Source organism: Simiduia aestuariiviva, from assembly GCF_014192475.1.
GTDB lineage: Bacteria > Pseudomonadota > Gammaproteobacteria > Pseudomonadales > Cellvibrionaceae > Simiduia > Simiduia aestuariiviva.
The window spans coordinates 390,444-416,428 of record NZ_JACHXZ010000002.1 but is presented as its reverse complement, the minus strand read 5'-3'; the positions used below and the strand labels follow the sequence as shown (position 1 = coordinate 416,428).

Below are 25,985 nucleotides of genomic sequence, written 5' to 3'. Positions count from 1 at the left end.
AAGGGAGCGCATCCGGGTAGTCCTACCAGGATTTAAAGCAAAAAGGCCAGCCGAACAGGCTGGCTTTTTTGTTTTAGCCGCGCAGCGGCCGAACCGAGGTTCGACTCGCAGAGCCGCGACCAAAGGGAGCGCATCCGGGTAGTCCTACCAGGATTTAAAGCAAAAAGGCCAGCCGAACAGGCTGGCTTTTTTGTTTTAGCCGCGCAGCGGCCGAACCGGGGTTCGACTCATAGAGCCGCGACCGGAGGAAGCGCATCCGGGTAGTCCTACCAGGATTTAAAGCTAAAAGGCCAGCCGAACAGGCTGGCTTTTTTGTTTTGGCCGCTCTAGCACGATGATTGCTTGCAGCATTTAGTTCACCGCTTATAATCGCAGCCCCGCTGGTGGTTTTCGCCGCCCTCATTCACGTGGCCTTTGGTAGGGGTCACCACTGTAGCCAGGAATACCAAAATGCCTGTAATTACACTTCCCGACGGCTCCGAGCGCCGTTTTGATAACCCCGTTTCTGTGATGGACGTAGCGTTGGATATCGGTCCAGGGCTTGCGAAAGCGACAATCGCTGGGCGCATAAATGGCGCGCGAGTTGATGCCTGCGAGGTCATTAAAGAGGACGCCAAGCTTGAAATTATCACCGGTAGGGATGAAGACGGTTTAGAGATAATCCGCCATTCCTGCGCGCATTTGCTTGGGCATGCCATTAAACAGCTCTACCCAGACGCCAAAATGGCCATTGGCCCCACCATTGAAAATGGCTTTTATTACGATATCGATTTGGACCATTCACTCACTGACGAGGATGTGGCAAAGCTTGAAGTGCGCATGCTGGAGCTGGCGAAAACTGAATACGATGTCATCAAAAAAACCGTTAGCTGGGCAGAGGCGAGTGCGGTCTTTGAGGCGCGCGGCGAGAGCTACAAGCTAGAAATTTTAGAGCGGGACATCCCCAAGGACGCCACACCAGGGCTCTACCACCACGAAGAGTATGTGGATATGTGCCGGGGCCCACATGTGCCCAATATGCGGTTTTGTCAGCACTTTAAACTACAGCGCGTTTCTGGCGCCTATTGGCGCGGCGATTCTGATAACAAGATGTTGCAGCGGATATACGGCACTGCTTTTGCGGACAAAAAAGCGCTAAAGGCGCACTTAAACTTTTTGGAAGAAGCGGTTAAGCGCGACCATCGAAAGCTGGGCAAAAAATACGACTTCTTCCACATACAGGAAGAGGCGCCGGGCATGGTGTTTTGGCACCCCCGTGGATGGGCAGTTTACACTGCCGTCGAAGAGTATATGCGCAAAGTCCAGCGCGACAATGGCTACCTAGAAATCAAGACGCCGCAGGTTGTGGATCGCAGTCTTTGGGAGCGCTCTGGTCACTGGGATAAATTCCGCGACAATATGTTTACCGTCGAGTCAGAGGCGCGAGATTACGCCGTCAAACCCATGAATTGCCCCTGTCACATTCAGGTATTTAATCAGGGGTTGAAGAGCTACAAGGAGCTGCCCATTCGCTTGGCGGAGTTTGGTAGCTGCCATCGCAATGAAGCCTCGGGTACCTTGCAGGGGCTCATGCGTGTGCGCGCCTTCACCCAGGACGATGCCCACATCTTCTGCTCTGAAGAGCAAATCCAAGAAGAGGTGAGTATCTTCACTGACCTGCTTTATAAGGTGTATGCAGATTTCGGCTTTAACGACGTTATTATTCGCCTGTCTACCAGACCCGATCAGCGTGTGGGCAGTGATGAGGTGTGGGATAAGGCGGAAAAGGCTCTGGCCGATGGTTTAGAGGCAAAGGGGCTGGAATACAGCCTGCTGCCGGGTGAGGGCGCCTTTTATGGCCCAAAAATCGAATTCTCGTTAAAGGATTGCCTGGGGCGTGTATGGCAGTGCGGCACAATTCAGGTGGATTTCTCAATGCCCGGGCGCCTCGGGGCGCAATTTGTGGCTGAGGATGGCTCGCGTCAGGTGCCGGTCATGTTGCACCGTGCTATTTTGGGTTCATTTGAGCGATTTATCGGCATTTTGATTGAAAACTACGAGGGTGCATTTCCGCTCTGGTTAGCGCCGGAACAGGTTGCAATTCTAAATATTACCGACAATCAGGCCGAATATGTGCAGAAAGTCGAAGAATCCTTGAAAAACAAAGGCTTCAGGGCGTTTTCGGACTTGAGAAACGAGAAGATCGGCTTTAAAATCCGCGAGCACACCATTCAGCGGGTTCCCTACCTGCTGGTCGTCGGCGATAAAGAGATGGAAACCGGTAAAATTACGGTGCGTAACCGTAACGGGGAAGATCTGGGCGCCATGACGGTGGAAGAACTGGCAGAGCATCTACAGGCTGAGATAGCCAAGAAGGGTGCTTTATAAGACTACATAGGCCGAAAGCAGCGGAAGCACATCAATGTGCTTCCCTAGCGTCCTAAGTGGTCTTTTGCTGTTGTTGCCCAATTTTGGGTATTTAGAAAGGAGGCATTAGCCATCAAACGAGATAGCGCGAAGAGCGGTAAATCAAAGAAAGCCCGTATTAATGAACAGATTGAAGCGAGCGAAGTCCGCCTTATTGGCGCCGATGGTGAACAGGTTGGAATTGTCACTATCGCAGAAGCACTCGCAGCAGCGCAGGCTGCCACGCTTGATCTGGTAGAAATCGCGCCGGATGCCGAGCCGATAGTGTGTAAGATTTTAGACTACGGCAAGGAAGTGTTTGAGGCCAAAAAGGCCAAGGCTGCTGCTAAGAAGAAGCAGAAACAACAGCAAATCAAAGAAATTAAAATTCGCCCAGGGACGGACGTAGGTGACTATCAGGTAAAACTACGCAACCTGATACGTTTCCTTGAAGATGGGGATAAGGCTAAGGTTTCCTTGCGATTCCGCGGCCGAGAGATGGCGCACCAAGAGCTCGGCATGGAGATGCTTAAACGCATTGAAGGCGACCTTGAAGAGTACGCCGTAGTTGAGCAGCACCCGAAAATGGAAGGTCGGCAGCTCATGATGGTTCTCGCACCCAGAAAGAAGAAGTAGCCGGGCTTTTTAGCTGCCTTGTTACTTTCATTAATTAACTCGCAAATGCGGAGTGTTTTATTATGGCAAAAGCTAAAGTACACAGTGGTGCTGCAAAGCGCTTCAAAAAGACAGGCGCTGGTTACAAGCACAAGCATGCTAACAAGAGCCACATCCTCACTAAGATGACAACCAAGCGCAAGCGTCACCTGCGTGGCACCGATATCCTGGATAAGGATAACGTTGTATTGGTTGATCGTATGTTCCGCGCCAAGTAATTGGCAGTAACCTTAAAGAGGATTGAATTATGGCGCGTGTTAAGCGTGGTGTAGTGGCTCGCCGTAGCCACAAGAAAGTATTAAAAGCCGCAAAAGGTTACTACGGAGCGCGTTCACGCGTATTTCGTGTAGCGAAGCAGGCAGTCATTAAAGCTGGTCAGTACGCCTATCGCGACCGCAAGGTCAAGAAGCGTAACTTCCGTGCACTGTGGATCACCCGTATCAACGCGCAATCGCGCGCTGAAGGTTTGAGCTACAGCAAGCTGATCGCCGGCCTTAAGAAAGCAAACATTGCATTGGATCGTCGCGTGCTGGCAGATATTGCCGTTCACGATAAGGCGACTTTTGCAGCTATCGTGGAAAAGGCTAAAGCAGCTCTGGCTTAAGTCGCACGATAGGAGGCGTTAGCCTCATTGTGTTTCAAAAGGGAAGGGGCCAGTGCCTCTTCCCTTTTTTGTTTAATGCCTTTAGGCAATACAATTGATACCGCCAAAATTTGGCAATAAAACAGCCCGCATTTTGCTGACGCAAAGTGCAAGATCGAACAGCTGATCAGCGGAGATAATAGATGGAAAACCTGGACGCGCTCACTAACGAAGCGCTGGAACTGGTTGCCAAAGCCGAAGACTTGGCCGCGCTAGACTATGTGCGCGTAGAGTATTTGGGGAAGAAGGGCAAAATAACTGCGCTATTAAAAGGTTTGGGTAAGTTAAGTGCGGAAGAGCGGCCAGCTGCCGGCGCTGAAATTAACAAAGCCAAAGCTCAGGTGCAGGAAAAGCTGTCGGCCCGTAAAGACACATTAGAAGCTGACGCGATCAACGCGCGATTGGCGAACGAAACTATCGATGTCACGCTCGGTGGTCGAGGGCAGTCCGCTGGTGGCATTCACCCAGTAACTCGCACGCTGGAGCGCATCAGTCAGATCTTCAAACAAGCCGGCTACCAAGTTGAAGAGGGGCCAGAAATTGAAGACGACTACCATAACTTTGAGGCGCTGAATATTCCGTCGCATCATCCTGCCAGAGCCATGCACGATACATTTTACGTGGATGCCAAGCACGTGCTGCGCACACACACTTCTCCAGTACAAGTGCGCACCATGGAGACACAAGAGCCACCTATTCGCGTCATTTGTCCTGGGCGCGTGTATCGCTGTGATTCCGATATTACCCACACCCCGATGTTTCATCAGGTTGAGGGGTTGGTGGTAGATAAGCAAATTAGCTTTGCGGATCTGAAGGGCACCGTTGATCAATTTTTAAAAGCATTCTTTGAAGCCGATGTGCCGGTTCGATTTAGGCCGTCTTATTTTCCGTTTACTGAGCCATCTGCAGAAGTCGATATACAGTGCACGCAATGTGGCGGTAAAGGTTGTCGCGTATGTAAGCAAACTGGCTGGCTCGAAGTGATGGGGTGCGGCATGGTGCATCCCAATGTCTTTACTTCCAGCAATGTAGATCCCAACACCTATTCGGGCTTTGCATTTGGTATGGGCGTAGAGCGTCTTGCAATGCTGCGCTACGGAGTTAATGATCTGCGATTATTTTTTGAGAACGACTTAAAGTTTCTCGGCCAATTTTAGTGGCTTATAAATGCATTGGGTCGCACTGCGACATGTCAGAATTGGATAGCGCAAAAAATGAAGATTAGTGAATCCTGGTTGCGGGAATGGGTAAACCCTAGTGTGTCGACGGCAGAGTTGTGTGAACAACTCACCATGGCAGGACTGGAAGTGGATGGTATTGAAGCGGTGGCGGGTGAGTTCAGCGGTGTAGTCGTTGGAGAAATCGTCGAAATAGAGCAGCACCCGGATGCCGACAAGTTGCGCGTCTGCGCAGTGGCAGGCAATGGCGACACTTTAACCCAAGTAGTGTGCGGTGCGACCAATGCACGAAAAGGGATTAAGGTTCCCTTTGCGACAGTGGGTGCAGTGCTTCCCGGGAATTTCAAAATCAAAAAAGCAAAGCTCCGTGGTGTGGAGTCATTTGGCATGCTGTGTTCCCAAACGGAGCTGCAGGCCGGCGATGATGATTCTGGTCTTTGGGAGCTTCCGCAAGAGGCTGAAGCAGGTCAGTGTTTGAGAGAGTTCCTCTCCCTTGAAGATAAAATTATCGAAGTAGATTTAACGCCAAATCGCGCCGACTGCTTGGGCGTGTCGGGTATCGCGCGTGAAGTTGGGGTGCTAAATAGCTGCCCGGTCAACGCGCCTCAAATTGCGCCGGTGAAAGCAACTATTGATGACCAAAAGCAAGCCAGTATCAAGGCGGGCTGTGGCCGCTATGTTTCTCGGATTATTCGCAATATTGATATCACTCGTCCTTCGCCACTGTGGTTGCAGGAGCGCTTGAGGCGAGCGGGTTTGCGTAGCATTGATGCGGTGGTCGACGTAACAAATTATGTGCTGCTTGAGTTGGGGCAGCCAATGCACGCCTTCGATCTCGCCAAAGTTTCTGGCGACATTGATGTGCGCATGGCTAAACAAGGTGAAGCGCTGACCCTATTGGACGGCCAAGAGGTCACGTTAAAAGACGACACCTTGGTTATTGCCGATGCTAATCAAGCCTTAGCGATTGCAGGCATCATGGGCGGGCTATCGTCCTCGGTCACGAAAACCACCTGCGACATTATTTTGGAAAGTGCGTTCTTCGAGCCTGCAATTATAGCCGGTAAGGCCAGGAGTTACGGTTTACACACCGACTCCTCGCACAGATTCGAGCGCGGCGTTGACTATGAATTGCAAGTGCAAGCCATAGAGCGCGCGACCGGTCTGCTGCTCGACATTGTTGGCGGTCAAGCTGGCGCCGTTGTGGAGGAGGTTAACGAAGCCAGTCTGCCTAAAGCTGCCTCTGTAACGCTGCGCAGGGCGAAGATAGCAGAGGGTTTGGGTTTCGCCATCGACGATGAGCGCGTGCTGGATATTTTGCTGCGATTGGGGTTAACGCTAAAAGCTCAAGATGACGCTGGATGGACCTTCGGGGTGCCTAGCCACCGGTTTGATATCGACATTGAAGCCGATTTACTGGAAGAGTTGGCCAGAATCTATGGGTACAATAATTTGCCGGTAACGAGTTTACGGGCCGATTTGCCTATTCTGCCGATCAATGAGGTGGTGACACCTCTGGCCCGGCTGCGAGAGTCGCTCGTTACGCAGGGCTATCAAGAGGTCATCACCTACAGTTTTGTCGAACCCAAGCTTCAAGCGCTGTTTGATCCCAATGCGGACGCGGTACAGCTACTTAACCCCATTAGTGCTGACCTGAGCGCCATGCGGACTAGCCTGTTGCCAGGGCTTGCCACTGCGTTAATGCACAACGTCAACCGTCAGCAACCGCGGGTTCGAATCTTTGAGGCAGGCCTGACTTTTGTGCCGGGCGGTACTGGACCCGCTGGCCTTACGCAAGAACCCATGCTGGCGGCACTATTGTACGGCGATAGATTCCCCGAAGGCTGGGCGCAGGGTAAGGAAAAGAGCGATTTCTTTGATCTAAAAGGGGATCTGGAGCGTCTTTTGTCACTCAATGGCCCCTTGTCAGACTATGATTTTCAGGCGGGTGTGCATCCTGCGCTGCACCCGGGCCAAACTGCGACGATTCATAAGGCTGGGCGGCAAATTGGTATCATAGGTGCGCTTCATCCCAGTACGCAGCGGGCGCTGGGCTTAGAGGAGCCTTGTTTTGTCTTTGAGGTTGAGCAGTCTGCGGTCCTAGGTGGCCAGATGCCAACATTCACAGCGTTATCTAAGTACCCCGAGGTTCGCCGGGACCTCGCTGTTGTGGTTGACCGAGGAGTCTCCGCTCAAGCACTGCAGGATACCGTTAAAGAGGCGGCCGGAGATGCCCTTATAAACTTAAAGGTATTTGACGTATATAGCGGCAAAGGTATTGATCCGCTTAGAAAAAGTGTGGGGCTGGGCTTGACGTATCAGCATCCTTCCCGCACTCTTAACGACGAAGAGATCAATGCGTCCATTGCAGCTGTCATGGCTGAGCTGGCGTCCATGTTCAACGCGACCTTGAGGTAAGAGGGCACTGTAAAAGGGGTGAATATGTCAGACGGAGCTTTGACTAAAGCTGATCTGGCCGAAAAACTGTACGAACAGCTGGGCTTGAACAAGCGTGAAGCTAAAGAATTGGTGGAGGCCTTTTTTGAAGAAATCCGCCATGCGCTTGAGACCAATGAGCAAGTCAAGCTATCCGGTTTCGGAAATTTTGACTTGCGCGATAAAAGCCAGCGCCCCGGCCGCAACCCAAAAACAGGGGAAGAGATTCCCATTACAGCACGTCGTGTGGTGACTTTTCGCCCCGGCCAAAAGCTTAAGGCAAGAGTAGAGGAACATGCTCGAACCAAGTAATAACGATGAATTACCGGTCATACCGGGTAAGCGTTACTTTACCATCGGCGAAGTCAGCGAGCTGTGTGCGGTTAAACCGCACGTGCTGCGTTATTGGGAGCAAGAATTTCCCCAGCTAAATCCGGTTAAGCGCAGAGGTAATCGACGTTATTACCAACGCGAGGACGTGCTAACAATACGTCAGATTCGCTCATTGTTGTACGATCAAGGCTTTACCATCGGTGGCGCCAGGCAGCAAATGACGGGCGACAGTCCTGCTCCAGTTGACGCTGGGCAGCAAAGTCAATTCGGCGACGTGATCAAGCAAATGATCGCTGAGCTCGAAGAGCTGCTCTTAGTACTCAAACCCTGAAAGGGCTTGCAATCTTTTGAGAACGCGGTATTATGCCGCCTCTCAGTTGAGCCGTGATGAAAATATCTTTTTTCAAATCAAGAGCTTAGCTAATTTCGGAGCGTAGCGCAGTCTGGTAGCGCACTATACTGGGGGTGTAGGGGTCGTGGGTTCAAATCCCGCCGTTCCGACCAAATTACGGCAGCAAGCCCCCTAGCTTGCTGTAGAAAACCCGGTCTTATCCGGGTTTTTTTTTGCCTGTGATAACGCAGACCTCGCCGATGGATTGCCAATGGATATAGAGACGTTTGAAACCTATTCCCTGTATATAGGCATTGGGCTACTTATAGGATTTATGGCATTTATCGTTTGGGATCTCGCTAAAGAATCAAAAGCCGGCCGCTTTGGCACGGTAATATTGTTTGTGGTACTCGGCCTGTGTTTGCTGGGTTTTATATTAAAGGGAATTTTAGTACAGCTTATTGGCTAGGTAGCCAGCCCCAAAGTGATGCAGTTTCAGGGGGCAATGACCACCTAACAGTCATGCTACAATCCAGCAAATTTACGCTAGACCACCACAGCTTATGGACGACAAACACTCACCGCGTCAGCGCACAAAACATATTCTTGTACCCCTCTATTCGCAAACGGGTCAGTTAGCGGAGATCGTACAGCAGATTTTGGCGCCTTTGCGCACAAACGCTAATATTGTTATCCACGAAGTGCCTATACGGCCTAAAACTGCCTATCCATTTCCCTGGCCTTTTTTCCGATTTTTAGATGTGTTTCCTGAATCCATTCATGAAAAAGCTCCAGCGATCGAAGCGATCGATTGGAGCAGTTACCCGGAATTTGATTTGATTCTCTTGCCTTATCAGGTTTGGTATCTAGCACCCTCATTACCCGTGCAAGGGTTGCTGCAGTCCACTGGATTTAAAAATCAGGTTCGCGGAAAGCCGGTTATCACTATTATCGGCTGTCGCAACATGTGGATGCTCGCGCAAGAAAAGATGAAATCCCAGTTGAAAACATTGGGCGCGCGCTTGTTGGATAACATTGTGTTTACAGACCAGGGCAGTACCCTTGCTAGCTTTATCACGGTGCCACGCTGGATGTGGACAGGGAGGCGAAATGCGTTTTGGGGTTTTCCCGCTGCTGGGGTATCGGAACAAGATAAATTGGGTGCGCGACGATTTGGCAAAGCATTGTGTGATGCGCTGGAAAAAGACGAAGAGCGCAACAGCGACCCCTTACTTTCTGGTTTAGCTGCGGTTACTGTACATCCTGAATTGCTCACCAGTGAAAAGGCTGGCACCCGTAGCTTTTACCTTTGGGGCAAGTTGTTGATGGCCGGAGGCAAACCCGGCTCCGCCTTAAGACTACCGCTATTGACACTCTACATTTGTTTTTTGGTGTTGCTAATTATCACGATTGTCCCCATTAGCTTACTCCTGCAAAAATTACTTAAGCCGTTACTTGCATCAAAGTTAAAACGGGCCAAACATTATTACGAGCTGCCGTCAGGCTCGGGAATTGAACGATTGAAATATTATGAATAGCGTCTATATCAATAGCACTGGGACTTGCCTGCCTAATCAACCGGTTGCTAATGACAAAATGGAGTCAGTGCTGGGCATGGTTGGGGGCAAGCCCTCGCGCGCGCGCCGTATTATTCTGCGTAATAACGGTATCAAATCTCGGTATTATGCAATTGACCCTGAGACGGGGCTGCCGACCATGAACAATGCTCAAATGACGGCGCATGCCGTAGGTGCCTTGGACTTAACTGCGCCCGCTGATTTGTTAGTTACGGGCACCTCATCGCCAGACCAACTTTTACCGAATCATGGCGTTATGGTGCATGGCGAACTAGGGTGGGACTGCTTAGAGGTGGTAGCCACAGCGGGAATCTGCTTGTCTGGGTTTTCGGCATTTAAGTATGCCTATTTGTCTGTAAAAGCAGGCGAAGCAAAACGGGCGGTGGCAACGGGTTCTGAACGCGTGTCACCCCATTTTATGGCGCATAGATTTCAGGCAGAGGTAGACCACAAAATAAATGCGCTTGAAGAACGTCCTGAGTTGGCGTTTGAGAAAGACTTTTTACGCTGGATGCTTTCAGACGGGGCTGGTGCTTTTTTACTTGAAAGTGAACCCCGGGGTCCACTTTCTCTCAAGGTACATTGGCTCGAACTTTTTTCATATGCTCACCAATTGCCCGCGTGTATGTTTGCCGGCGCACAACAAAACCAAGATGGCACCTTAACCGGCTGGGCAGACGTATCGCCCGAACAATGGCAGATCGATTCAACACTCGCTATCAAGCAGGATGTACGATTATTGAATGCTGAAGTGGTTGCCACTACTGTCGGTAAGCCCCTAAGGGCACTACAAAAAAAGCATCAGCTTAAAGCAGAAGATGTTGATTGGTTTTTACCGCACATCTCATCAATGTATTTTGCTAAACCGCTAGCGGATCAATTGGATTCCATGGAATTTAGCATCCCTAAATCAAAGTGGTTTACTAATCTAACTTCGTGCGGTAATACTGGCTCTGCTTCTCCCTATATTATGTTGGACGAACTATTTAATTCGGGTCGAATTAAAAAAGGTCAGAAAATTCTAATGTATGTTCCAGAGTCGGGTCGATTCTCGAGCAGTTTTGCGTTGCTAGAGGCTGTTTAACATGGATGTCGATCAGGTGCCCCAAGAAGGCAATGCGGCGCTAGGCGGTGGCCGGAAAGCCGTCTATGCACGCGATGAAAATGGCAAGATGGTGGTGGTGGCAAGCCAGGGTTGGGAAGTTGAAGAGATCGTTACTTTGCAGGCTGTGGACGCGTTGAAAAAGCTTGCAGAAGATGCCTATGTGCGCGCATCCGCAGGTGTGGCGACGCCATTAGAATATTGGATGTATGAAAAGCGGATGGACCACCAAATTTTGGCGCAAAGTGCAGGCGTGTGGCAATGGCAGCTACGGCGGCACCTGAAAGTTGATAAGTTTTCGAATTTGTCTGATCGGTATTTAGCGAGATATGCACAGGCCTTGGGCATGTCGGTTGAAGAAATAACTCGGTTGCCAACTCTATGAGTACCTCTGATTTCCAACATCAACATGCTGCACATTGTGAAAGTGGTGTTATAGCGTCAATCTTTCGCAATGAAGGCGTCCAGGTATCTGAAGCAATGGCATTTGGGCTGGCTTCGGCGTTGTCTTTTGCCTATTTGCCGTTTATCAAATTGGGCGGCCTGCCGCTTATCGCCTATAGAATGCCTCCAAAATTTATCATTAAAGGGCTTGCGAAGGTTTTCAAAGCAAAATTTCGATTCGAGACCTTTCGAGACCCTAGCAAGGGTAAAGCCAGACTCGATGAGCTGCTAGATAAACAAACACTGGTGGGATTACAGACGTCGGTTTACTGGCTACCGTACTTTCCTCCGGACATGCGTTTCCATTTTAACGGCCACAATTTGTTGGCCTATGGACGCGACGGCAATGACTATTTAATCAGCGACCCGGTCTGTGAAGTTACCGTTACCTGTCCTTCAGATGACCTTCAGAGAGCCCGATTTGCCAAGGGCGCGCTTGCCCCAAAGGGATTGCTATACTACCCCGTCAGCATCGCGAAAAATGAGATCACATCCAGTGACGTTCGCCGAGCAATCGTTAAAAATTGTCGCATTATGCTGGGGCCCGTGCCAATTGCCGGCATACGTGGAATGCGTATGTTGGCCAAAAAAGTTCGCGCGCTACCCAATGACGCTGATGAAACTAAAGCTTTCATTGGACACATCATACGCATGCAGGAAGAAATCGGAACCGGAGGAGCAGGATTTCGTTTTTTGTATGCCGCTTTTCTACAGGAAGCCGACGGTATTCTTACCGGTAAATCGCTTGCAAAATTTGCAGAGGAATTGCTAGCGATCGGTGATCAATGGCGGGGCTTTGCGTTGGCAATCGCCCGGATGGTGAAGGGCCGTGATGCAGTGTCTACTGAGGCGTTGAGTGAACAATTGCTAGTGCTTGCAAAAACGGAGCACGACTTCTTCAAGCGCCTTAAGATGGCTGTCAGTTAATGATTAACATCCAAGGAGTTAATTATCGATATCGAAATGCGGCCGATAATGCGCTTGAGTCAATAAGCCTTGAGGTACAGCCAGGAAAAATCCTGGGCTTGCTTGGGCCAAATGGCGCCGGCAAAACAACCTTGATATCGCTGCTTTCTGGCAATTTGAAGCTGCAGTCGGGCTCAATTTTGGTGGATGGCACAGATCTGCAAAACCTCCATAAAAATAATCCCGCTGCGGTTTGTCTAGCCCCGCAAGATTTTGCATTTTATCCCTCGCTTACTGTCGGTGAAAATTTGACATTTTTTGCGCGAATTTCACCAAAGGGGGAGGGGCGCCGAACCGCTGAAGCTCAAATTGAATTCGCATTAGATTTTTGTCAGCTTAGCCATGTGTTGAAACAGCCGGCCTGTTCTTTATCGGGTGGGCTTCAAAGACGCTTAAACCTTGCCATTACGTTACTCGCGTCGCCAAACTATCTCTTGTTGGATGAGCCTACGGTTGGAGTAGACCCGCAGACTAGGGCATTTATTTTGGAGTCCGTCAAAGCCTTGTCGCAGTCTGGGTTAGGGGTGGTTTACACCTCGCATTACATGGAGGAAGTTGAAGCTATTGCCGATCAGTTGGCGATCATCGACGGCGGCAAACTGCTCAGGTATGGTGATAAATCGGCATTACTGGAGAGCAGGTCCTCCCTCTGTTTGAAGCTGGTTAATCTGAGTGAAGAGGAGTCACGTGCAAAACTGGCTGAATTCGGAAATGTTGAAGTGGCGCCTGCCGATGATTGCGTCTCCCTCGAGATTGATCTATTGACCACCGTTACTGTTGGGCAGGTATTGGCGGCGGTTGAAGGTGCAGGGGGACGTATATGTGAAGTCAGTTACGGTCGACCAAAACTCGAATCGCTATTTTTAGGGTTAACCCACAGGAGCCTAAGGGATTAGTCTTATGTTGCTAGCGTTAATTCTTAAAGAGCTACATGTATTGCGACGGGACCTATACGGGCTAGCAGCTATTTTTCTATTGCCTGCCGCCTTTATCATTATCATGAGTCTGGCGCTACAGGATGTCTATCGCCCGAAGCTAAACACGCTTAAATGGGTGTTAATAGACAACGACCGAACGGATTTTAGCCTACGACTTGCAAAGCACTGGCAAGATTTTCAGCAGGAGCCGGAGGCCAAAGTTGAAGATTGGCGATCACAATTAGCGACAGGCCAATTAGATTACGCCATCATTATTGAACGAGGCACCCAAGAATACCTTGATAATTTGGTCACGGCTAATGACACATCTGGCGGAATTAAATTTATCGGGGAGCCCGGCTTGGATTTTGCGGTATTTCAAGCGTTAACAAGTCAGTTGCGCGGCCTTTGGCTTGAGCATGCAATCAAGTCGAGCAACCTAGAGCTCCCAACAATTGTACGCCAGAATATTGATATCGTGGACGACTTTGGCGCTGCTGATGAAAATGCAAACGACAGAGGCCAGGGCGCGTCCGAATTGATGGATCGATTGAATACAATGGTTGAAGGCCAGCGACTGGGTGGCGCTGTTAATCCTAGTGCGGTACAGCACAATGTGCCTGCTTGGCTAATATTTGGAATGTTTTTTGTAGTCACTAGTATTACGGGGCTACTGGTAGAGGAACGTTCCCATGGAACCTTCGCTCGGTTGCGCTCCCTAGGGTTAAGCAGTGGCGTTATACTGCTCGGAAAATTGATTCCCTTTGTCGTGGTCAATTTGTTTCAGGCCGCGATTATGCTAGCAATTGGTCGATATTTACTACCGCTATTAGGCGGAGAGGCCTTAGTTATCGACGATGTTCACTGGCTAGCGCTGTGCACCATGCTATTCAGCATCAGTTTTGCCGCCACATCGCTCGCACTTTGGATTGCAACCTTGGTGACGTCTCAAACCCAAGCCGCGGCTATTGGTCCAGCAGTCAATGTATTGCTTGCAGCCTTGGGCGGCATCATGGTTCCAAGCTTTGTTATGCCAGATGTCATGCAGAGTATAGCGGGCTTATCGCCTATGAATTGGGCGCTCGAAGGCTTACTGGACATATTAATTCGCAAGGCAAGCTTTGTTGAAGTGGCATTTGAAGTAGGGAAGTTGACGCTATTTGGTGTGCTTTGCTTAGTTTTAGCCCAACTCGCATTGAGAAAAAAATATTCATGAAAGTAAACATATCCGAACTAAAGGCGCTAGTTTTAGAGGCCGCAGAAAAAGAGGAGCCTATAGGAGGTTTGGCAGATGATGCCCCCCTATTTGGTGATACCTCTCCGCTTTCACTGGATTCTATTGACGCCCTTCAAATATCTATGGCTATTCAACAGCGATACGGCATTCGGCTGAAAGATAGCAAAGAGACACGGCGAGCAATGACGTCGTTAGCATCCTTAGCGTCTCATTTGAATCAATGACACCTGTCTATTTGCAAGGCATGGGGCTGATGTCCTGTTTAGGGGCCGGTTTACCAAAGAATTTAGATAGCTTAGAGCCCCCAACACCCGCACGCAGAAGTATCAATGGCTTAGATGATTCTGTGCCTTACCTGCCAATTAAGGTGGACGAGGGCAGTGGGCCCGAAGTTAATTGGCGTGAACGCTGCAAAAAGTTACTTACCGCCGCCATTGTTGATGCGGGTTGCCACAATAATAATCTACCCATTTTTTTAGGCAGTTCCTCCGGCAATGTGGGTGCGGTAAGTATATTCGACTCAGAAGATACCAAACTTCCTCAACTCCCAAGTCAGATTGTTGATATTTTAGATTGGACTGGACCCGTTTACTGGATTAATAGTGCCTGCACATCTGGTTCAAATGCGTTATTACAAGCCAAAAGCGCAATTGAAAAAGGTGTGATTGACGAAGCGTTGGTGATCGGTCTCGAGCTGGAAAACTATTTGAGCATTGCGGGTTTTGCCGGCATGCAGATGCTAGCCAGTGATCGCGCGCGGCCGCTGCATACTGACCGATCTGGCTTATTGTTGGGCGAGGCTATAGCAGCCGTCCATCTCTCCACAAAACGGTCACGCTGGCAATTGTGTGGCGGTGCCCACCTTGTGGAGAGTAAAGATCCGAGCGGTGCGAACGAGGGCGCCTACAAAGCCATGATGCAGCAGACATTGCGTTCACTGAAGCTTGGTGTTGGTGATATTGACCTTGTGAAACTACAATCAGCTGGCAGTGTCGTTAACGATGTCGTTGAGGCCCGTGCTATTTCCGACCTGTTTGATGTGTTGCCGCCGTTAATTTCCTTAAAAACATTGCTTGGTCATACCCTAGGTGCATCCGGTGTTGCAGAACTGGTCTTGCTGTTAACGGTGATCAATCAACGTCAATGGCCCGCTGTTAGATTGCGGGACGAAGATGTAGACAAAGATTGTGGGATTAACTTCACAGCAACAATGCCAGCGGAAATTGAATATCTAATGTCGGTTAACTTGGGGTTTGGAGGCAGCCACAGCTGCTTGTTACTTAAGCAGCACTGCCATGACTGACAAGAAATTATTTAAAATTGTCGCGCGCCATACGCGTTCACCATCATCCATATGGCGTGAAGAGCTAGTCGAGTTGCTTGGTGCTAAACCAAGGCGTTTATCACAATGGTGTGAGTTAGGGCTGTGGGGTTTAATTCACTGCGTGCACAGCGATATAGATCAAAAAATTAGATCCGATGCAATAATTCGCGTTATTAGTCAGGCGAGCACAAAAAACGCTACCGAACGTGCATTAGCCCAAAGCATTGATTTCCCTCCCATGCCTTTTACTTTTATGCAGTCTCAGCCTGGCCAATTTTTTTCGGCCTTAGCCAATGTATTCGAGTGGCGAGGTGATGCACAGGTCATGACGCTTAGCAACTTAGGCTTGGACTTAGGATTATCGCTGCGATCTATTGGCGAACCCTGTTTGTTGGGCGTCGTCGATGATACGCCAAGGCTGTGCAGTTTTTGGTTGTCGCTTTTACCCACTGATCATCTGGTGCGTCCTGAACTCGAACAATTCGATAGTTTAAGCAGTCTATTTGACCTACCAGTATCGGCCCAGTATCTCTGTATAGATAGCCGCAACAACCTTTTTTACTGCTAAATTTCTTAGTTTGCACAAGTCTCCAGATTTTGATGTAAACCACTTCGCCTACACATCTTCACACCCAAGTTATATTGATCCTGGCCGTCGGCTGTCCGTTGTTGATCGATGTTGCTGAAATCCTTAGTTGCTAGTCATGCATCGCACCCGTTGTTTTACAGGCGGCGGGTTTGGGGAGGCCATTTGATACTGTAATGAATAACGCTATCAGGCTTTATGCGCGCTAGTTCTATCGACATGTGAAGGCTTGTTCTAAAGTTAACGCTAACAAAAGGGGAATAAAGGAGTATCCAACTTTGACCAATATCCGTACCAGTTTAGTGCTGTTCCCGTTTATCGGTATGGCCACTTTGCTGGTGCTATCTGCTTTTGTTTTAGAGGTGGTGCTCAACCGCTGGTATATCAAAGAAGCCCTTGATGAACAAAAGCGCATCATTAACATTACCCTAACAAGCATCAATCGAATTGGCGCCAGCGCCGATGAAATGGCACTTATTGCACAACAAATTGGATTGGTGAGGGTAGAGCATCGAATAACCATTACAAACCTAAGTGGCGATATTCTAGGAGATTCTCATATAGACGAAGGCAAGGTTGAATCTAGCCCAAATCTCGGAAGTAGACCCGAAATGAGCATGGCGCTGCGTGAGGATTTTGGCTATTTTGAAGGCCCCGATGAGCTTAGCGGCACGGAAATGCTCTTTCTTGCTAAGCGTTTCCAAGCGGAAAATAGCACTGGCATTGTTAGGGTTGCCACCTCTAAAACCGCGTTGTTAAACGCGATCGACCAACTGCGTCTGTTGCTGACAGGCATCAGTATTGTGGTGCTGGTTTTTCTGATTGCATTACTTGCTACGTTTAAGCGACACCTATCGTCTGCCGTTCGGGAAGAGAAGCGACTCTTGGAGTCGAGAGTGCGCTCAAGGACCCAGCAAATCGCGCTACTACAACGGCTGGTTAGCCTGCTGGCCGCCTGTAATACCATTGATGAAATACAGGCGGTCATCGCCGATATCGTACCCAGAATATTGGGCAATACCCCTGGCGCCATTTCATTAATCAATGCCTCTCGAAACCTTGTTGAAATAAAGGCCACTTGGCAGGGGGCTTGGCAAGGGGAAATGGTGTATCCACTTGAGGATTGCTGGGCGCTGCGAAAAGGCAAATTTCATCTATCCCATGATGAGCTGTCATCCATGGTTTGCCCCCACATGGCTAATTCCACACAGAATTGTGTCTGTATACCGCTGGCTGCGTACGGTGAAACCCTGGGATTACTGCATATAACGGCAGAACAGATCAGCGAAGGCACGAACAATATTGCATTTACCGTTGCTGAGCACCTCGGATTGGCCCTTGCCAACCTAAATATGCAACGAAAGTTACGCGAACAAGCCACAAGAGACCCTCTAACAGGCCTCTATAACCGTCGATACATGGAAGAGTTTATGGCCAAAGAGTTAAAGCTCGGCCAGCGACACGAGATAGGCTTTGGTGTGCTAATGATCGATGTAGACCACTTTAAGCGCTTTAACGATACCTTTGGCCATGATGCCGGTGACTATGTACTCGCCACAATTGCTGATCTCGTGATGCGCAATATACGTGGAGAGGATCTGGCTTTTAGAATGGGCGGCGAAGAATTGGCAATCTTGCTGCCTTTGGCGGATATCGCGCAAACAATGCAATGCGGTCAAAAGTTACGCGAGCTGGTTAAAACATATCATTGGGTGTTCAAAGGGCTTTCATTGGGCAAGGTGACCATGTCAATCGGCGCTGCAGTATTCCCGGACCATGGTCAAACGGGTGAGCAGATTATAAAAGCGGCCGACGTTGCTCTGTATCAGGCTAAGGCTTCCGGCAGGGATACTTGCTTGTCAGCTGAAATGCTGGCTGAGAATCCACCCCAAGTTAAGGTAATTCGGGAATTCAAAAATGTCGATTAGGTTGTCGGAAAATGGCGATAACACAGGAAATACCCATGATTTAGCGGGACGCCCGTGGACTGAACCAATCCTGCATTACGCATAATCTATATTATGTTAAATAGAATAATAGGTTAAGTGTTGAAGTAGACCTCGCCTTAGTATGCTTAAAATTGGGCCGACGACGTCTATTACGACGACCTCATTTACGCAGCCGTCATCAGGAATCAGGAGATTTGTTGTTTGATCGCTGCCCTAACGGGATATTGGGACAAGTTCAGATCACAAGCATCTACTGGACGGCTATATAAATACCCTTGTGCGCGATTGCATTGTAGGTCGCAGAGAAAATCATGGTGCGCCTCAGCTTCGACGCCTTCAGCAATGACGCTTAATTGCAAACTTTTAGCCATTGCTATGATCGCTTTGACCAATGCAACGTTTTCAATATTAACGGGTATACCTTCTATAAACGTCTTGTCGATCTTTACAACATCTACCGGAAATTTTCTAAGATAACTGAGTGATGAATACCCTGTGCCAAAGTCATCAATGGCAATCTTAAATCCCATATCGGAAAGTGTCTGGATCAGCTCGATATTTTCTGAGTAATCATCTAACAATAATGCTTCGGTAATTTCCAGCTGAATCCAGTGAGCTTGTACCGAAAATTCGTGAAGAAATTCCGTAAAGCGTTCTACTATTCCCTCCGCCTGAAACTGAACCGGCGAGATATTAATCGACATTGTGATTTCGTGCCCAGAGTCCCTTAAGCGACGTAATTGCGCGCAAGACTCCTTAAAGATATATTCCCCGAGTTGAACAATAAGTCCCGTTTGTTCCGCGGTTGCAATGAACAGGTCTGGCGCCATTATGTGGCCATCTGAACGCCTCCAGCGCACCAGCGCCTCCACTGAAGCGATGTTTCCAGACGCTAAATCGATAATCGGTTGGTACACTAAAAAAAATTCGGCTTTGGTAAGTGCGGCTCGTATATCAGCCTCTAACTCCAACGCTTGGCGAAGTTGCAGATTCATTTCAGGGCTAAAAAAGCAGGATTTGTTCTTGCCGGATTTCTTTGCCTGATACATAGCTGCATCTGCATTCATCATCAGTTCTTCAGCGGTACTGCCATTGTGGGGAAATATGGCAATACCAATGCTCGCTGATAGGTATATCGGTTTATCGTCTATAAGATAATACTCTGATAGCCGGTGTAACAATCGGCGTATAATTTTATCCACGATTACGCCGCCCTCCTCCATCGGCAGCAATAAAACAAATTCGTCGCCGCCTAACCGCGCCACGGTGTCACTGTCTCGCAGACAACCTTCGATGCGTCGTGCAGCCTGGACCAAGGCTTGATCTCCGGCATTATGTCCAAGTGTGTCATTGATGGTTTTGAAGTTATCTAAATCTACAAACAATATGGCGAGCTCAGTGCTAGACCTTTTACTTAGCTGTAGTAAGCGTTTAAGTCGGTCCTGTAGCAGTGTTCTATTCGCAAGTCCCGTGAGTTCGTCATAGTTTGCCTGCAACCACATGTTGTCTTGCAGCAACTTTTTTTCGGTAGAGTCAGTCGCGCTAAATATTACTTTCCGCCTTCCATTTGAGTCTTTTTGCTGAGTGCAAGCGATGGACAGCCAGCGCTTACTGCCGTGCTTGTCGTTGATCTTGAATTCTCGACGATCTAGCTCTACGCCTGCTAATGACTCTTCTAAATAGGCTTGAAATTCATTTCGGCAGGTTTCATCAAATAAATGATTTAGGTGTATTGGGTTCTGCAGGGTCGGTCTGATGCCAAATATGTCTTCAAAGGCCCGGTTGGCGTAACCGCAAACCCCTGTGTGATCACTGACCCAAATTAATACCGGAGCAGACTCAGCGACTAACTGAAAATTTCGATCGCTATCGCGTTTGACTGCAGAATCTATGGCTATTTGTTCTGCATTATTAATTGCAACTCTAAAACCGCGAGTGATATACCAGCCGATAGCAATGAAGAATACGGCAAGCGGAATTGCCCACATCAGTGCATTTAATACCAGCTGCTGGCCTGGGAGCGCCGTTGACCAAACAAAGGCACCGAGTTTGTTGTCGTTATGGTCGGCTATGTCTAGGAAGAGTTGCTTAGAATTAGGGTGCCCTGGAATCTCATTGCTGGATATAAATTGAATGTCGAAAACGTCATTTGCCTTTGTTAATTCTGGCAGTACGCTGTGTAAACTTCTGATGAGAAGAAGCGCTGGTCGAGCGGTTCCTGATGGCAATATATGCTCCTCAATATCTGTAGTGATTGCGCAGATTGCAACCATATAGGGCCGCCCTTCCCTCACCAAAAGCCCGCCAACAGGTACCGGTATGTCCATGGGTGCTAACTGGGCTTGGTTAAATAATTGGCGAATGCCATTGGGAGCAAAACCCAAGTTATCATCACTAGAAACCGCTTGCCCCATGAACTCGCCATAAAGGGGGTCGCCTTTGTCGCTCAATATCAGCAGTCCTTCGATGTCATAGCTTTCTAACAGGTAGTCTCTAAAATTGACCGTCAGCCATTGTTCGTTTCTTTGCTCCACGACGTTACTTAAGATTAAGTCCCACCACGCCAAATCCTTCGCTTTTATAATAAGAGAATCATGCAATTGCAGAAAATTTCGCTCAACCACACGCTTTGACGCAGCTATCTTTTGCTGGTCAGCCCACTCGGCCGACAGCCACAACATAAACCCAATAATGAAGAAAAAGCTGATGACAAGGCCGAGAAAATACAGCGCTAAGCGTTTGATTAGCAAAGCTAATTGGCTCGGAGCTTCCTGCTTTATAGGGCCGTCTATAAGCGCCTTTGGGATCGAAGTTCTCGGGGGAGACGACACTGTCTAAACATCCTCTGAATTTACCCAGACAAGGATAGTACAAGCGGGTCTAGATGCAGCAGATGGGCACAAAAAAGCCGCACAATGGCGGCTTTTTGATGTTATAGCGGAAAAGTCGATTAGCGAAGCGCGTTAGCCAACAGGTTGTTCAATGTTGGGCTTGGACGCATTGCTTTCTCTACTTTCTCTGGCTCGGGCATAAAGTAGCCACCCAAATCCACAGGCTTTCCTTGGCACTCAGTCAGTTCAGCAACGATTTTGTTTTCGTTCGCCATCAATTCCTTCGCTAGCTTACCAAAAGTAGCTTTTAAGTCTGTGTCTTCATTTTGTTCTGACAGCGCCTGAGCCCAGTATAGGGCTAAGTAAAAGTGACTGCCTCGGTTGTCGATTTCGCCTACCTTGCGTGAAGGCGACTTACCGTTGACCAACAATTTACCTGTGGCCTGATCCAGGGTCTTCGCCAAGATTTGTGCTTTTTGGTTGCCTTTTTTAGCTGCTACATCTTCGAAGGACACCGCCAGCGCCAAAAACTCGCCCAATGAATCCCAGCGAAGGTGATCTTCCTCGGCAAATTGCTGAACGTGCTTGGGTGCTGAGCCGCCAGCCCCGGTCTCAAACAAACCACCGCCAGCCATCAAGGGCACGATGGACAGCATTTTGGCACTAGTACCCAGCTCCAGGATCGGAAATAGATCTGTCAGGTAGTCGCGCAACACGTTTCCGGTCACAGATATGGTGTCTTCACCGCGCTTAAGGCGCTCCATGGTGTACCGAATAGCACTATCCGGTGGCAGGATTTGAATATTCAAACCATTGGTGTCGTGCTGTTGAAGGTATTTCTCTACCTTTTTAATCATTTCACGATCGTGGCCCCTGTTCGGGTCCAACCAGAATACGGCGGGCATGCCGCTGGCTCGGGCGCGATTTACTGCTAGCTTTACCCAGTCTTGAATAGGGGCGTCTTTGGCTTGGAACATGCGCCAAACATCACCTGCTTCTACGTTATCGTGCTGCAGCAACGTCGTACCGTCTTCCGATACCACACGCATTGCGCCGCCAGCGGGCACGGTGAAAGTTTTGTCGTGTGAACCGTACTCTTCTGCTTTCTGAGCCATTAGCCCGACGTTGGGCACAGTACCCATGGTGCGCGGGTCAAAGGCGTCATGGTGCTTACAGAAGTTAATGACCTCTTGGTAAATGGTGGCATAGCAAGAATCTGGAATGACGGCTTTCGTGTCTTGTAACTTGCCATCGGCACTCCACATTTTGCCGCCGGCACGGATCATAGCTGGCATGGAGGCATCGACAATGATGTCGCTGGGCACATGGAGGTTGGTGATGCCTTTGTCGGAATCCACCATAGCGAGCATCGGACGTCGCTCGTAACACTTGCGGAAATCGTATTCAATTTCTGAACGCTTGGAATAACCGAGGCTGTCTATTTTTTGTAAGACAGAACCAATGCCGTCGTTAGGATTTACGCCTAGCTCTTGCAGCGTTTTGGCATGCTTATCCCAAGCTTCTTTGTAATATACGGTCACAGCATGACCGAACACAATGGGGTCTGAGACCTTCATCATGGTGGCTTTCATGTGCAAGGAGAACAGCAGTCCTGCATTGCGAGCCCCTTCCATTTCCTCGTCGAGGAATTTACGCAGCGCCTTAGTGCTCATGAATTGAGCACTGATGACTTCGTCAGCCTGAACATTGACTTCTTTTAGCTGAGTGATCTTTCCATCGGGCTCAACGAGCTCTATACGCACTTTTTGCGCTTTAGTTGAGGTGGTGGAGATGTCACTTGAGTAAAAGTCACCTTCGCGCATATGGGCCACGTGGGTGCGTGAAGCTTGACTCCATTTACCCATAGAATGTGGGTTCGCTCGTGCATAGGCTTTGACGGCTGCCGGTGCGCGACGGTCGGAATTACCCTCCCGCAAAACGGGGTTTACAGCACTTCCAAGGACTTTGGCGTAGCGCGCCTTAATGGTCTCTTCTTCTTTGGTTTTTGGCGCATCTGGGTAGTTCGGCAGCTTATAGCCTTTGCCCTGCAGCTCGGCTATCGCCGCATTGAGCTGAGGAATGGAAGCACTAATGTTGGGCAGCTTAATGATGTTTGTGTCTGGATTTTGGGTCAGGCTACCCAGTTCCATTAGCGCATCCGGAACGCGTTGCTCTTCGGTCAAGTATTCGGGGAAGTTGGCTAGAATCCGAGCGGCTAAGGAAATATCGCTGGTTTCGACTTCAATGCCTGCGGCGGCTGAGAAGGTATTTACGATGGGCAGCAAGGAATAAGTCGCTAAGGCAGGCGCCTCATCAGTTTTGGTATAAATAATCTTCGATGTTTGATCTGTCATTTTAACCCCGTGTTTGCGTCTGGCCCGACCAACCACGACTTGTTGGTCAGCCCCTTTAAATTCTGCGTGCGGATCATACAGAATACTGACCTAAATTTATAGGTTGTAAAAATACTACAAATAATTCGCCTTTAAGCCGTGCGTTGGGCTATCCATCCCAGATAGTGACCCCGAATTCCGGTATTTTGGGATGGTAGTTGCGGTATTTTGCTGAAAGTACGCTACATATCACTCAAAGGGGCTCAGCCAACGGCGGAATAATTTGGCATTCAACCAATGCAGATGGAGCCACACTACCCCCTATGACTAAGTCTAGTCGAACATTAGTCTCGATAATTAGGGAGTACAGCGCATCCTGTACAGATAAAGGTGTTTGCCACCAATGCTTTTGCTAAGCTTAGTGGCACCTATTTTGGTATCTTCTGGTTCTCGCCAAGCCTAGTCGTATCTGGGTTACTTTCAGGATTTGAGGGTAGACTCGGGATTTCAAAGCCAGATATTGGGCTTTGTCTTCGAAAAGCTAGGGTACTACAGCTAGGCCAACTTACTTACAGGTAGCACATGAGAAGTATATTTCTGTTAGTCACTGCACTGATTTGGTCGCTGAATAGCGTGGCCACCGTTGAAAGCCCCTCTGCACTCACGTTTACAGAAACCCAAGGCAAAACGGCAATCGAGATTATCGATAAGCTGTCCACTAGGCATTACCGTAAGCTGTCACTTGACGATGACCTGTCAAGCGCCTATTTGGACAAGCTGCTCGAAACCTTAGACCCTGGCAAAGCCTATTTTTATGCAGCTGACGTAAAGCGTTTCGAAAAGCTGCGTTCTAAATTCGACGACTTCTTTCGCACCGGTAACCTGGCACCGGGATTCGAAATTTACAACCTTTACCGCGATCGTGTGAGCTCGCGGCTTATGGCCATCGTTGCGGAACTGGAAGATCCTGAAACACAATATGATTTCACCAAAGATGAGTTTCTCGACAATGACAGAGAAGCTGCACCTTGGCCAAAAGATAAGGCGGCGTCTGATGAGCTGTGGCGAAAGCGCGTAAAAGCCTCAGTGCTATCGTTAAAACTTTCGGGTAAAACGATTGAAGAGTCAAAAACTACATTGGTGCGCCGCTATAAGAACCAAATCACGCGGCTTCAACAGCAAGATCGTGAGGATGTTTTTGAAACATTAATCAATGCCCTAACGCTATTGTATGACCCCCATACCAACTATCTGTCGCCTCGGACACTGGAAAATTTCAATATCAACATGTCGCTCTCGTTAGAAGGTATAGGCGCAGTACTTCAAACTGAAGACGAATTTACTAAAATTGTACGCTTGGTTGCAGCTGGGCCTGCAGACAAATCTGGACAACTTAAACCCGCTGACAAGATTATTGCGGTAGGCCAAGGCAAGGATGGTGAATTGGTTGATATCGTTGGCTGGAGGCTGGATGAGGTTGTGCAATTAATTCGCGGTGAACCCAATACAATTGTGCGGCTACAGGTTCAGCCCGCCAATGCTGATGCTACCGCGATTAAAGTCGTCACAATCAATCGCGAGCGGGTCAAGCTTGAAGAGCAGGCAGCTAAAAAAGCGGTGTTTGAGCTTAAAGATGGCAACACCACCTATAAATTAGGTGTTATTGACATCCCTGCATTTTATTTGGATTTTGAGGCCTATCGAAAGCGAGACCCAAATTATAAGAGCACCACAAGGGACGTTATGAAGCTCCTGCGTGAGCTTGAGCAGGAGCAGGTTGACGGCATTATCTTGGATTTGCGCAACAATGGCGGTGGCTCGCTGCAGGAAGCGACCACGTTAACTGATCTATTCATAGATCCGGGTCCCGTTGTTCAAATCAGGCAGTCGAACGAAACCATTTCGCGTTTCCATCGCTCGCGCTCGCGAGCACTTTACCGCGGACCACTTTTGGTTCTAATCAATCGTTTGAGCGCGTCAGCGTCTGAAATTTTTGCTGGCGCCATTCAAGATTACGGCCGAGGCATTATAGTGGGCTCACAGTCATTTGGTAAGGGCACAGTACAATCCCTCACTGGACTGCAAGAAGGACAGTTGAAAATTACGGAATCAAAGTTTTACCGCGTCTCAGGAGAGAGCACCCAACATCGAGGCGTGATACCGGATATCGCGCTGCCTAATCTTATCGATGAAGCTGAAGTGGGTGAAAGTGCGTATCCCAATGCCCTCCCCTGGGATAAAATCCATCCGGTTCCCCATGAAAAATATTACGACATAACGCAATTGATGAGGGATATAAATCCTCAGCATGAGTCGCGAGTGGCGGTCAATCCTGATTTCAATTTCCTTCGGGATCAATTGAATTTGGTCACTGAACTCAAAGAGAAGAAGCAATTATCACTCAATGAGCAAAAACGCCTCGCTGAAAAAGAGGCGTTGGACAAGCGTAACTTACTCAGTGAAAACGCCCGCCGAATCGCAAAAGGCGACAAGCCCTACGCCAACATCGAAGCGCTTAAAGCTGCCAATGAGGCGGACAGTGAGCAAGCCATGAGTGGTTTGGTTCAAATTGATACAGAAAAAGATGCGATGTTGAGAGAGGCTGGCTTTGTTCTAGCCGATTTCATAGCTTCTCAGCGAGAAGAATCGGCGAGTAAGCTGGCAGATTTTCGTTAGCGGCGGTCGACCCAAACCCAAAAGAGCCCTAAACTAGGGCTCTTTTTTTTGGCTGAAATAGT

The 25,985-nt window shown here is 48.9% G+C and carries 22 protein-coding genes and 1 tRNA gene; 21 read left to right on the top strand and 2 right to left on the bottom strand.

The window, feature by feature from the left end:
* Positions 1-450: 450 nt before the first annotated feature.
* From thrS to FHS30_RS07395, 20 genes are all read left to right on the top strand, one after another.
* Positions 451-2,367, top strand: a complete 1,917-nt coding sequence (thrS, locus tag FHS30_RS07490; RefSeq protein ID WP_183909836.1) for a threonine--tRNA ligase — start codon at positions 451-453, stop codon at positions 2,365-2,367.
* A 111-nt stretch (positions 2,368-2,478) separates the two neighbouring features.
* On the top strand, positions 2,479-3,021 hold the full coding sequence (gene infC / locus FHS30_RS07485) for a translation initiation factor IF-3 (protein WP_183910264.1): 543 nt from the start codon (positions 2,479-2,481) through the stop codon (positions 3,019-3,021).
* 62 nt (positions 3,022-3,083) lie between these two features.
* Positions 3,084-3,278 (top strand): 50S ribosomal protein L35, encoded by a 195-nt coding sequence (rpmI, locus tag FHS30_RS07480; RefSeq protein WP_183909835.1) that lies wholly within the window; start codon positions 3,084-3,086, stop codon positions 3,276-3,278.
* A 29-nt stretch (positions 3,279-3,307) separates the two neighbouring features.
* Complete coding sequence (gene rplT / locus FHS30_RS07475) at positions 3,308-3,664, top strand: 50S ribosomal protein L20 (RefSeq protein ID WP_183909834.1); 357 nt, start codon at positions 3,308-3,310, stop codon at positions 3,662-3,664.
* A 182-nt stretch (positions 3,665-3,846) separates the two neighbouring features.
* A complete protein-coding gene (gene pheS / locus FHS30_RS07470; protein WP_183909833.1) occupies positions 3,847-4,860 on the top strand; it encodes a phenylalanine--tRNA ligase subunit alpha in 1,014 nt (337 codons plus the stop codon).
* 57 nt (positions 4,861-4,917) lie between these two features.
* Positions 4,918-7,299 (top strand): phenylalanine--tRNA ligase subunit beta, encoded by a 2,382-nt coding sequence (pheT, locus tag FHS30_RS07465; protein WP_183909832.1) that lies wholly within the window; start codon positions 4,918-4,920, stop codon positions 7,297-7,299.
* Between the two features lie 24 nt (positions 7,300-7,323).
* Entirely contained in the window at positions 7,324-7,629 is a 306-nt protein-coding gene (gene ihfA / locus FHS30_RS07460) for an integration host factor subunit alpha (RefSeq protein WP_183910263.1), read from the top strand.
* A complete protein-coding gene (locus FHS30_RS07455) occupies positions 7,613-7,981 on the top strand; it encodes a MerR family transcriptional regulator (RefSeq protein WP_183909831.1) in 369 nt (122 codons plus the stop codon). The genes ihfA and FHS30_RS07455 overlap by 17 nt, the downstream gene beginning before the upstream one ends.
* Positions 7,982-8,077: 96 nt before the next feature.
* Positions 8,078-8,154, top strand: a tRNA-Pro gene (locus FHS30_RS07450).
* A 98-nt stretch (positions 8,155-8,252) separates the two neighbouring features.
* Positions 8,253-8,450, top strand: a complete 198-nt coding sequence (locus tag FHS30_RS07445) for a DUF2788 domain-containing protein (protein WP_183909830.1) — start codon at positions 8,253-8,255, stop codon at positions 8,448-8,450.
* Between the two features lie 94 nt (positions 8,451-8,544).
* Positions 8,545-9,519, top strand: a complete 975-nt coding sequence (locus FHS30_RS07440) for a dialkylrecorsinol condensing enzyme (protein ID WP_183909829.1) — start codon at positions 8,545-8,547, stop codon at positions 9,517-9,519.
* Positions 9,512-10,642: a beta-ketoacyl-ACP synthase III gene (locus FHS30_RS07435; RefSeq protein ID WP_183909828.1), complete on the top strand. Its 1,131-nt coding sequence runs from the start codon at positions 9,512-9,514 to the stop codon at positions 10,640-10,642. Before FHS30_RS07440 ends, FHS30_RS07435 begins: the two co-directional genes overlap by 8 nt.
* A gap of 1 nt (position 10,643) precedes the next feature.
* Positions 10,644-11,045, top strand: coding sequence for a DarG family dialkylresorcinol biosynthesis protein (locus FHS30_RS07430; RefSeq protein ID WP_183909827.1), 402 nt, complete (start codon positions 10,644-10,646; stop codon positions 11,043-11,045).
* Positions 11,042-12,031 (top strand): BtrH-related acyltransferase DarH, encoded by a 990-nt coding sequence (gene darH, locus FHS30_RS07425; protein WP_183909826.1) that lies wholly within the window; start codon positions 11,042-11,044, stop codon positions 12,029-12,031. The genes FHS30_RS07430 and darH overlap by 4 nt, the downstream gene beginning before the upstream one ends.
* Positions 12,031-12,966 carry an ABC transporter ATP-binding protein gene (locus tag FHS30_RS07420; RefSeq protein WP_183909825.1) on the top strand — a complete coding sequence of 312 codons (936 nt, stop codon included), beginning with the start codon at positions 12,031-12,033 and terminating at the stop codon, positions 12,964-12,966. Before darH ends, FHS30_RS07420 begins: the two co-directional genes overlap by 1 nt.
* A gap of 4 nt (positions 12,967-12,970) precedes the next feature.
* Positions 12,971-14,203: an ABC transporter permease gene (locus FHS30_RS07415; RefSeq protein WP_183909824.1), complete on the top strand. Its 1,233-nt coding sequence runs from the start codon at positions 12,971-12,973 to the stop codon at positions 14,201-14,203.
* Complete coding sequence (locus tag FHS30_RS07410) at positions 14,200-14,448, top strand: phosphopantetheine-binding protein (RefSeq protein WP_183909823.1); 249 nt, start codon at positions 14,200-14,202, stop codon at positions 14,446-14,448. Before FHS30_RS07415 ends, FHS30_RS07410 begins: the two co-directional genes overlap by 4 nt.
* Positions 14,445-15,527 (top strand): beta-ketoacyl synthase N-terminal-like domain-containing protein, encoded by a 1,083-nt coding sequence (locus FHS30_RS07405; protein ID WP_221197205.1) that lies wholly within the window; start codon positions 14,445-14,447, stop codon positions 15,525-15,527. Before FHS30_RS07410 ends, FHS30_RS07405 begins: the two co-directional genes overlap by 4 nt.
* On the top strand, positions 15,520-16,116 hold the full coding sequence (locus FHS30_RS07400; protein WP_183909821.1) for a hypothetical protein: 597 nt from the start codon (positions 15,520-15,522) through the stop codon (positions 16,114-16,116). Before FHS30_RS07405 ends, FHS30_RS07400 begins: the two co-directional genes overlap by 8 nt.
* Before the next feature lie 341 nt (positions 16,117-16,457).
* Positions 16,458-18,062, top strand: a complete 1,605-nt coding sequence (locus FHS30_RS07395; RefSeq protein ID WP_183909820.1) for a sensor domain-containing diguanylate cyclase — start codon at positions 16,458-16,460, stop codon at positions 18,060-18,062.
* A gap of 206 nt (positions 18,063-18,268) precedes the next feature.
* Here the strand turns inward: FHS30_RS07395 and FHS30_RS07390 are convergent, their stop codons facing one another.
* Both FHS30_RS07390 and FHS30_RS07385 read right to left on the bottom strand, forming a co-directional pair.
* The gene (locus FHS30_RS07390; RefSeq protein ID WP_183909819.1) at positions 18,269-20,914 is read right to left on the bottom strand and encodes an EAL domain-containing protein; all 2,646 of its coding nucleotides are present in this window, start codon (positions 20,912-20,914) and stop codon (positions 18,269-18,271) included.
* Positions 20,915-21,033: 119 nt separating this feature from the next.
* Positions 21,034-23,268 (bottom strand): NADP-dependent isocitrate dehydrogenase, encoded by a 2,235-nt coding sequence (locus FHS30_RS07385; RefSeq protein WP_183909818.1) that lies wholly within the window; start codon positions 23,266-23,268, stop codon positions 21,034-21,036.
* Positions 23,269-23,829: 561 nt separating this feature from the next.
* Between FHS30_RS07385 and FHS30_RS07380 the strand changes: the two genes are divergently transcribed.
* Entirely contained in the window at positions 23,830-25,923 is a 2,094-nt protein-coding gene (locus FHS30_RS07380; RefSeq protein ID WP_183909817.1) for a carboxy terminal-processing peptidase, read from the top strand.
* Positions 25,924-25,985: the final 62 nt, after the last annotated feature.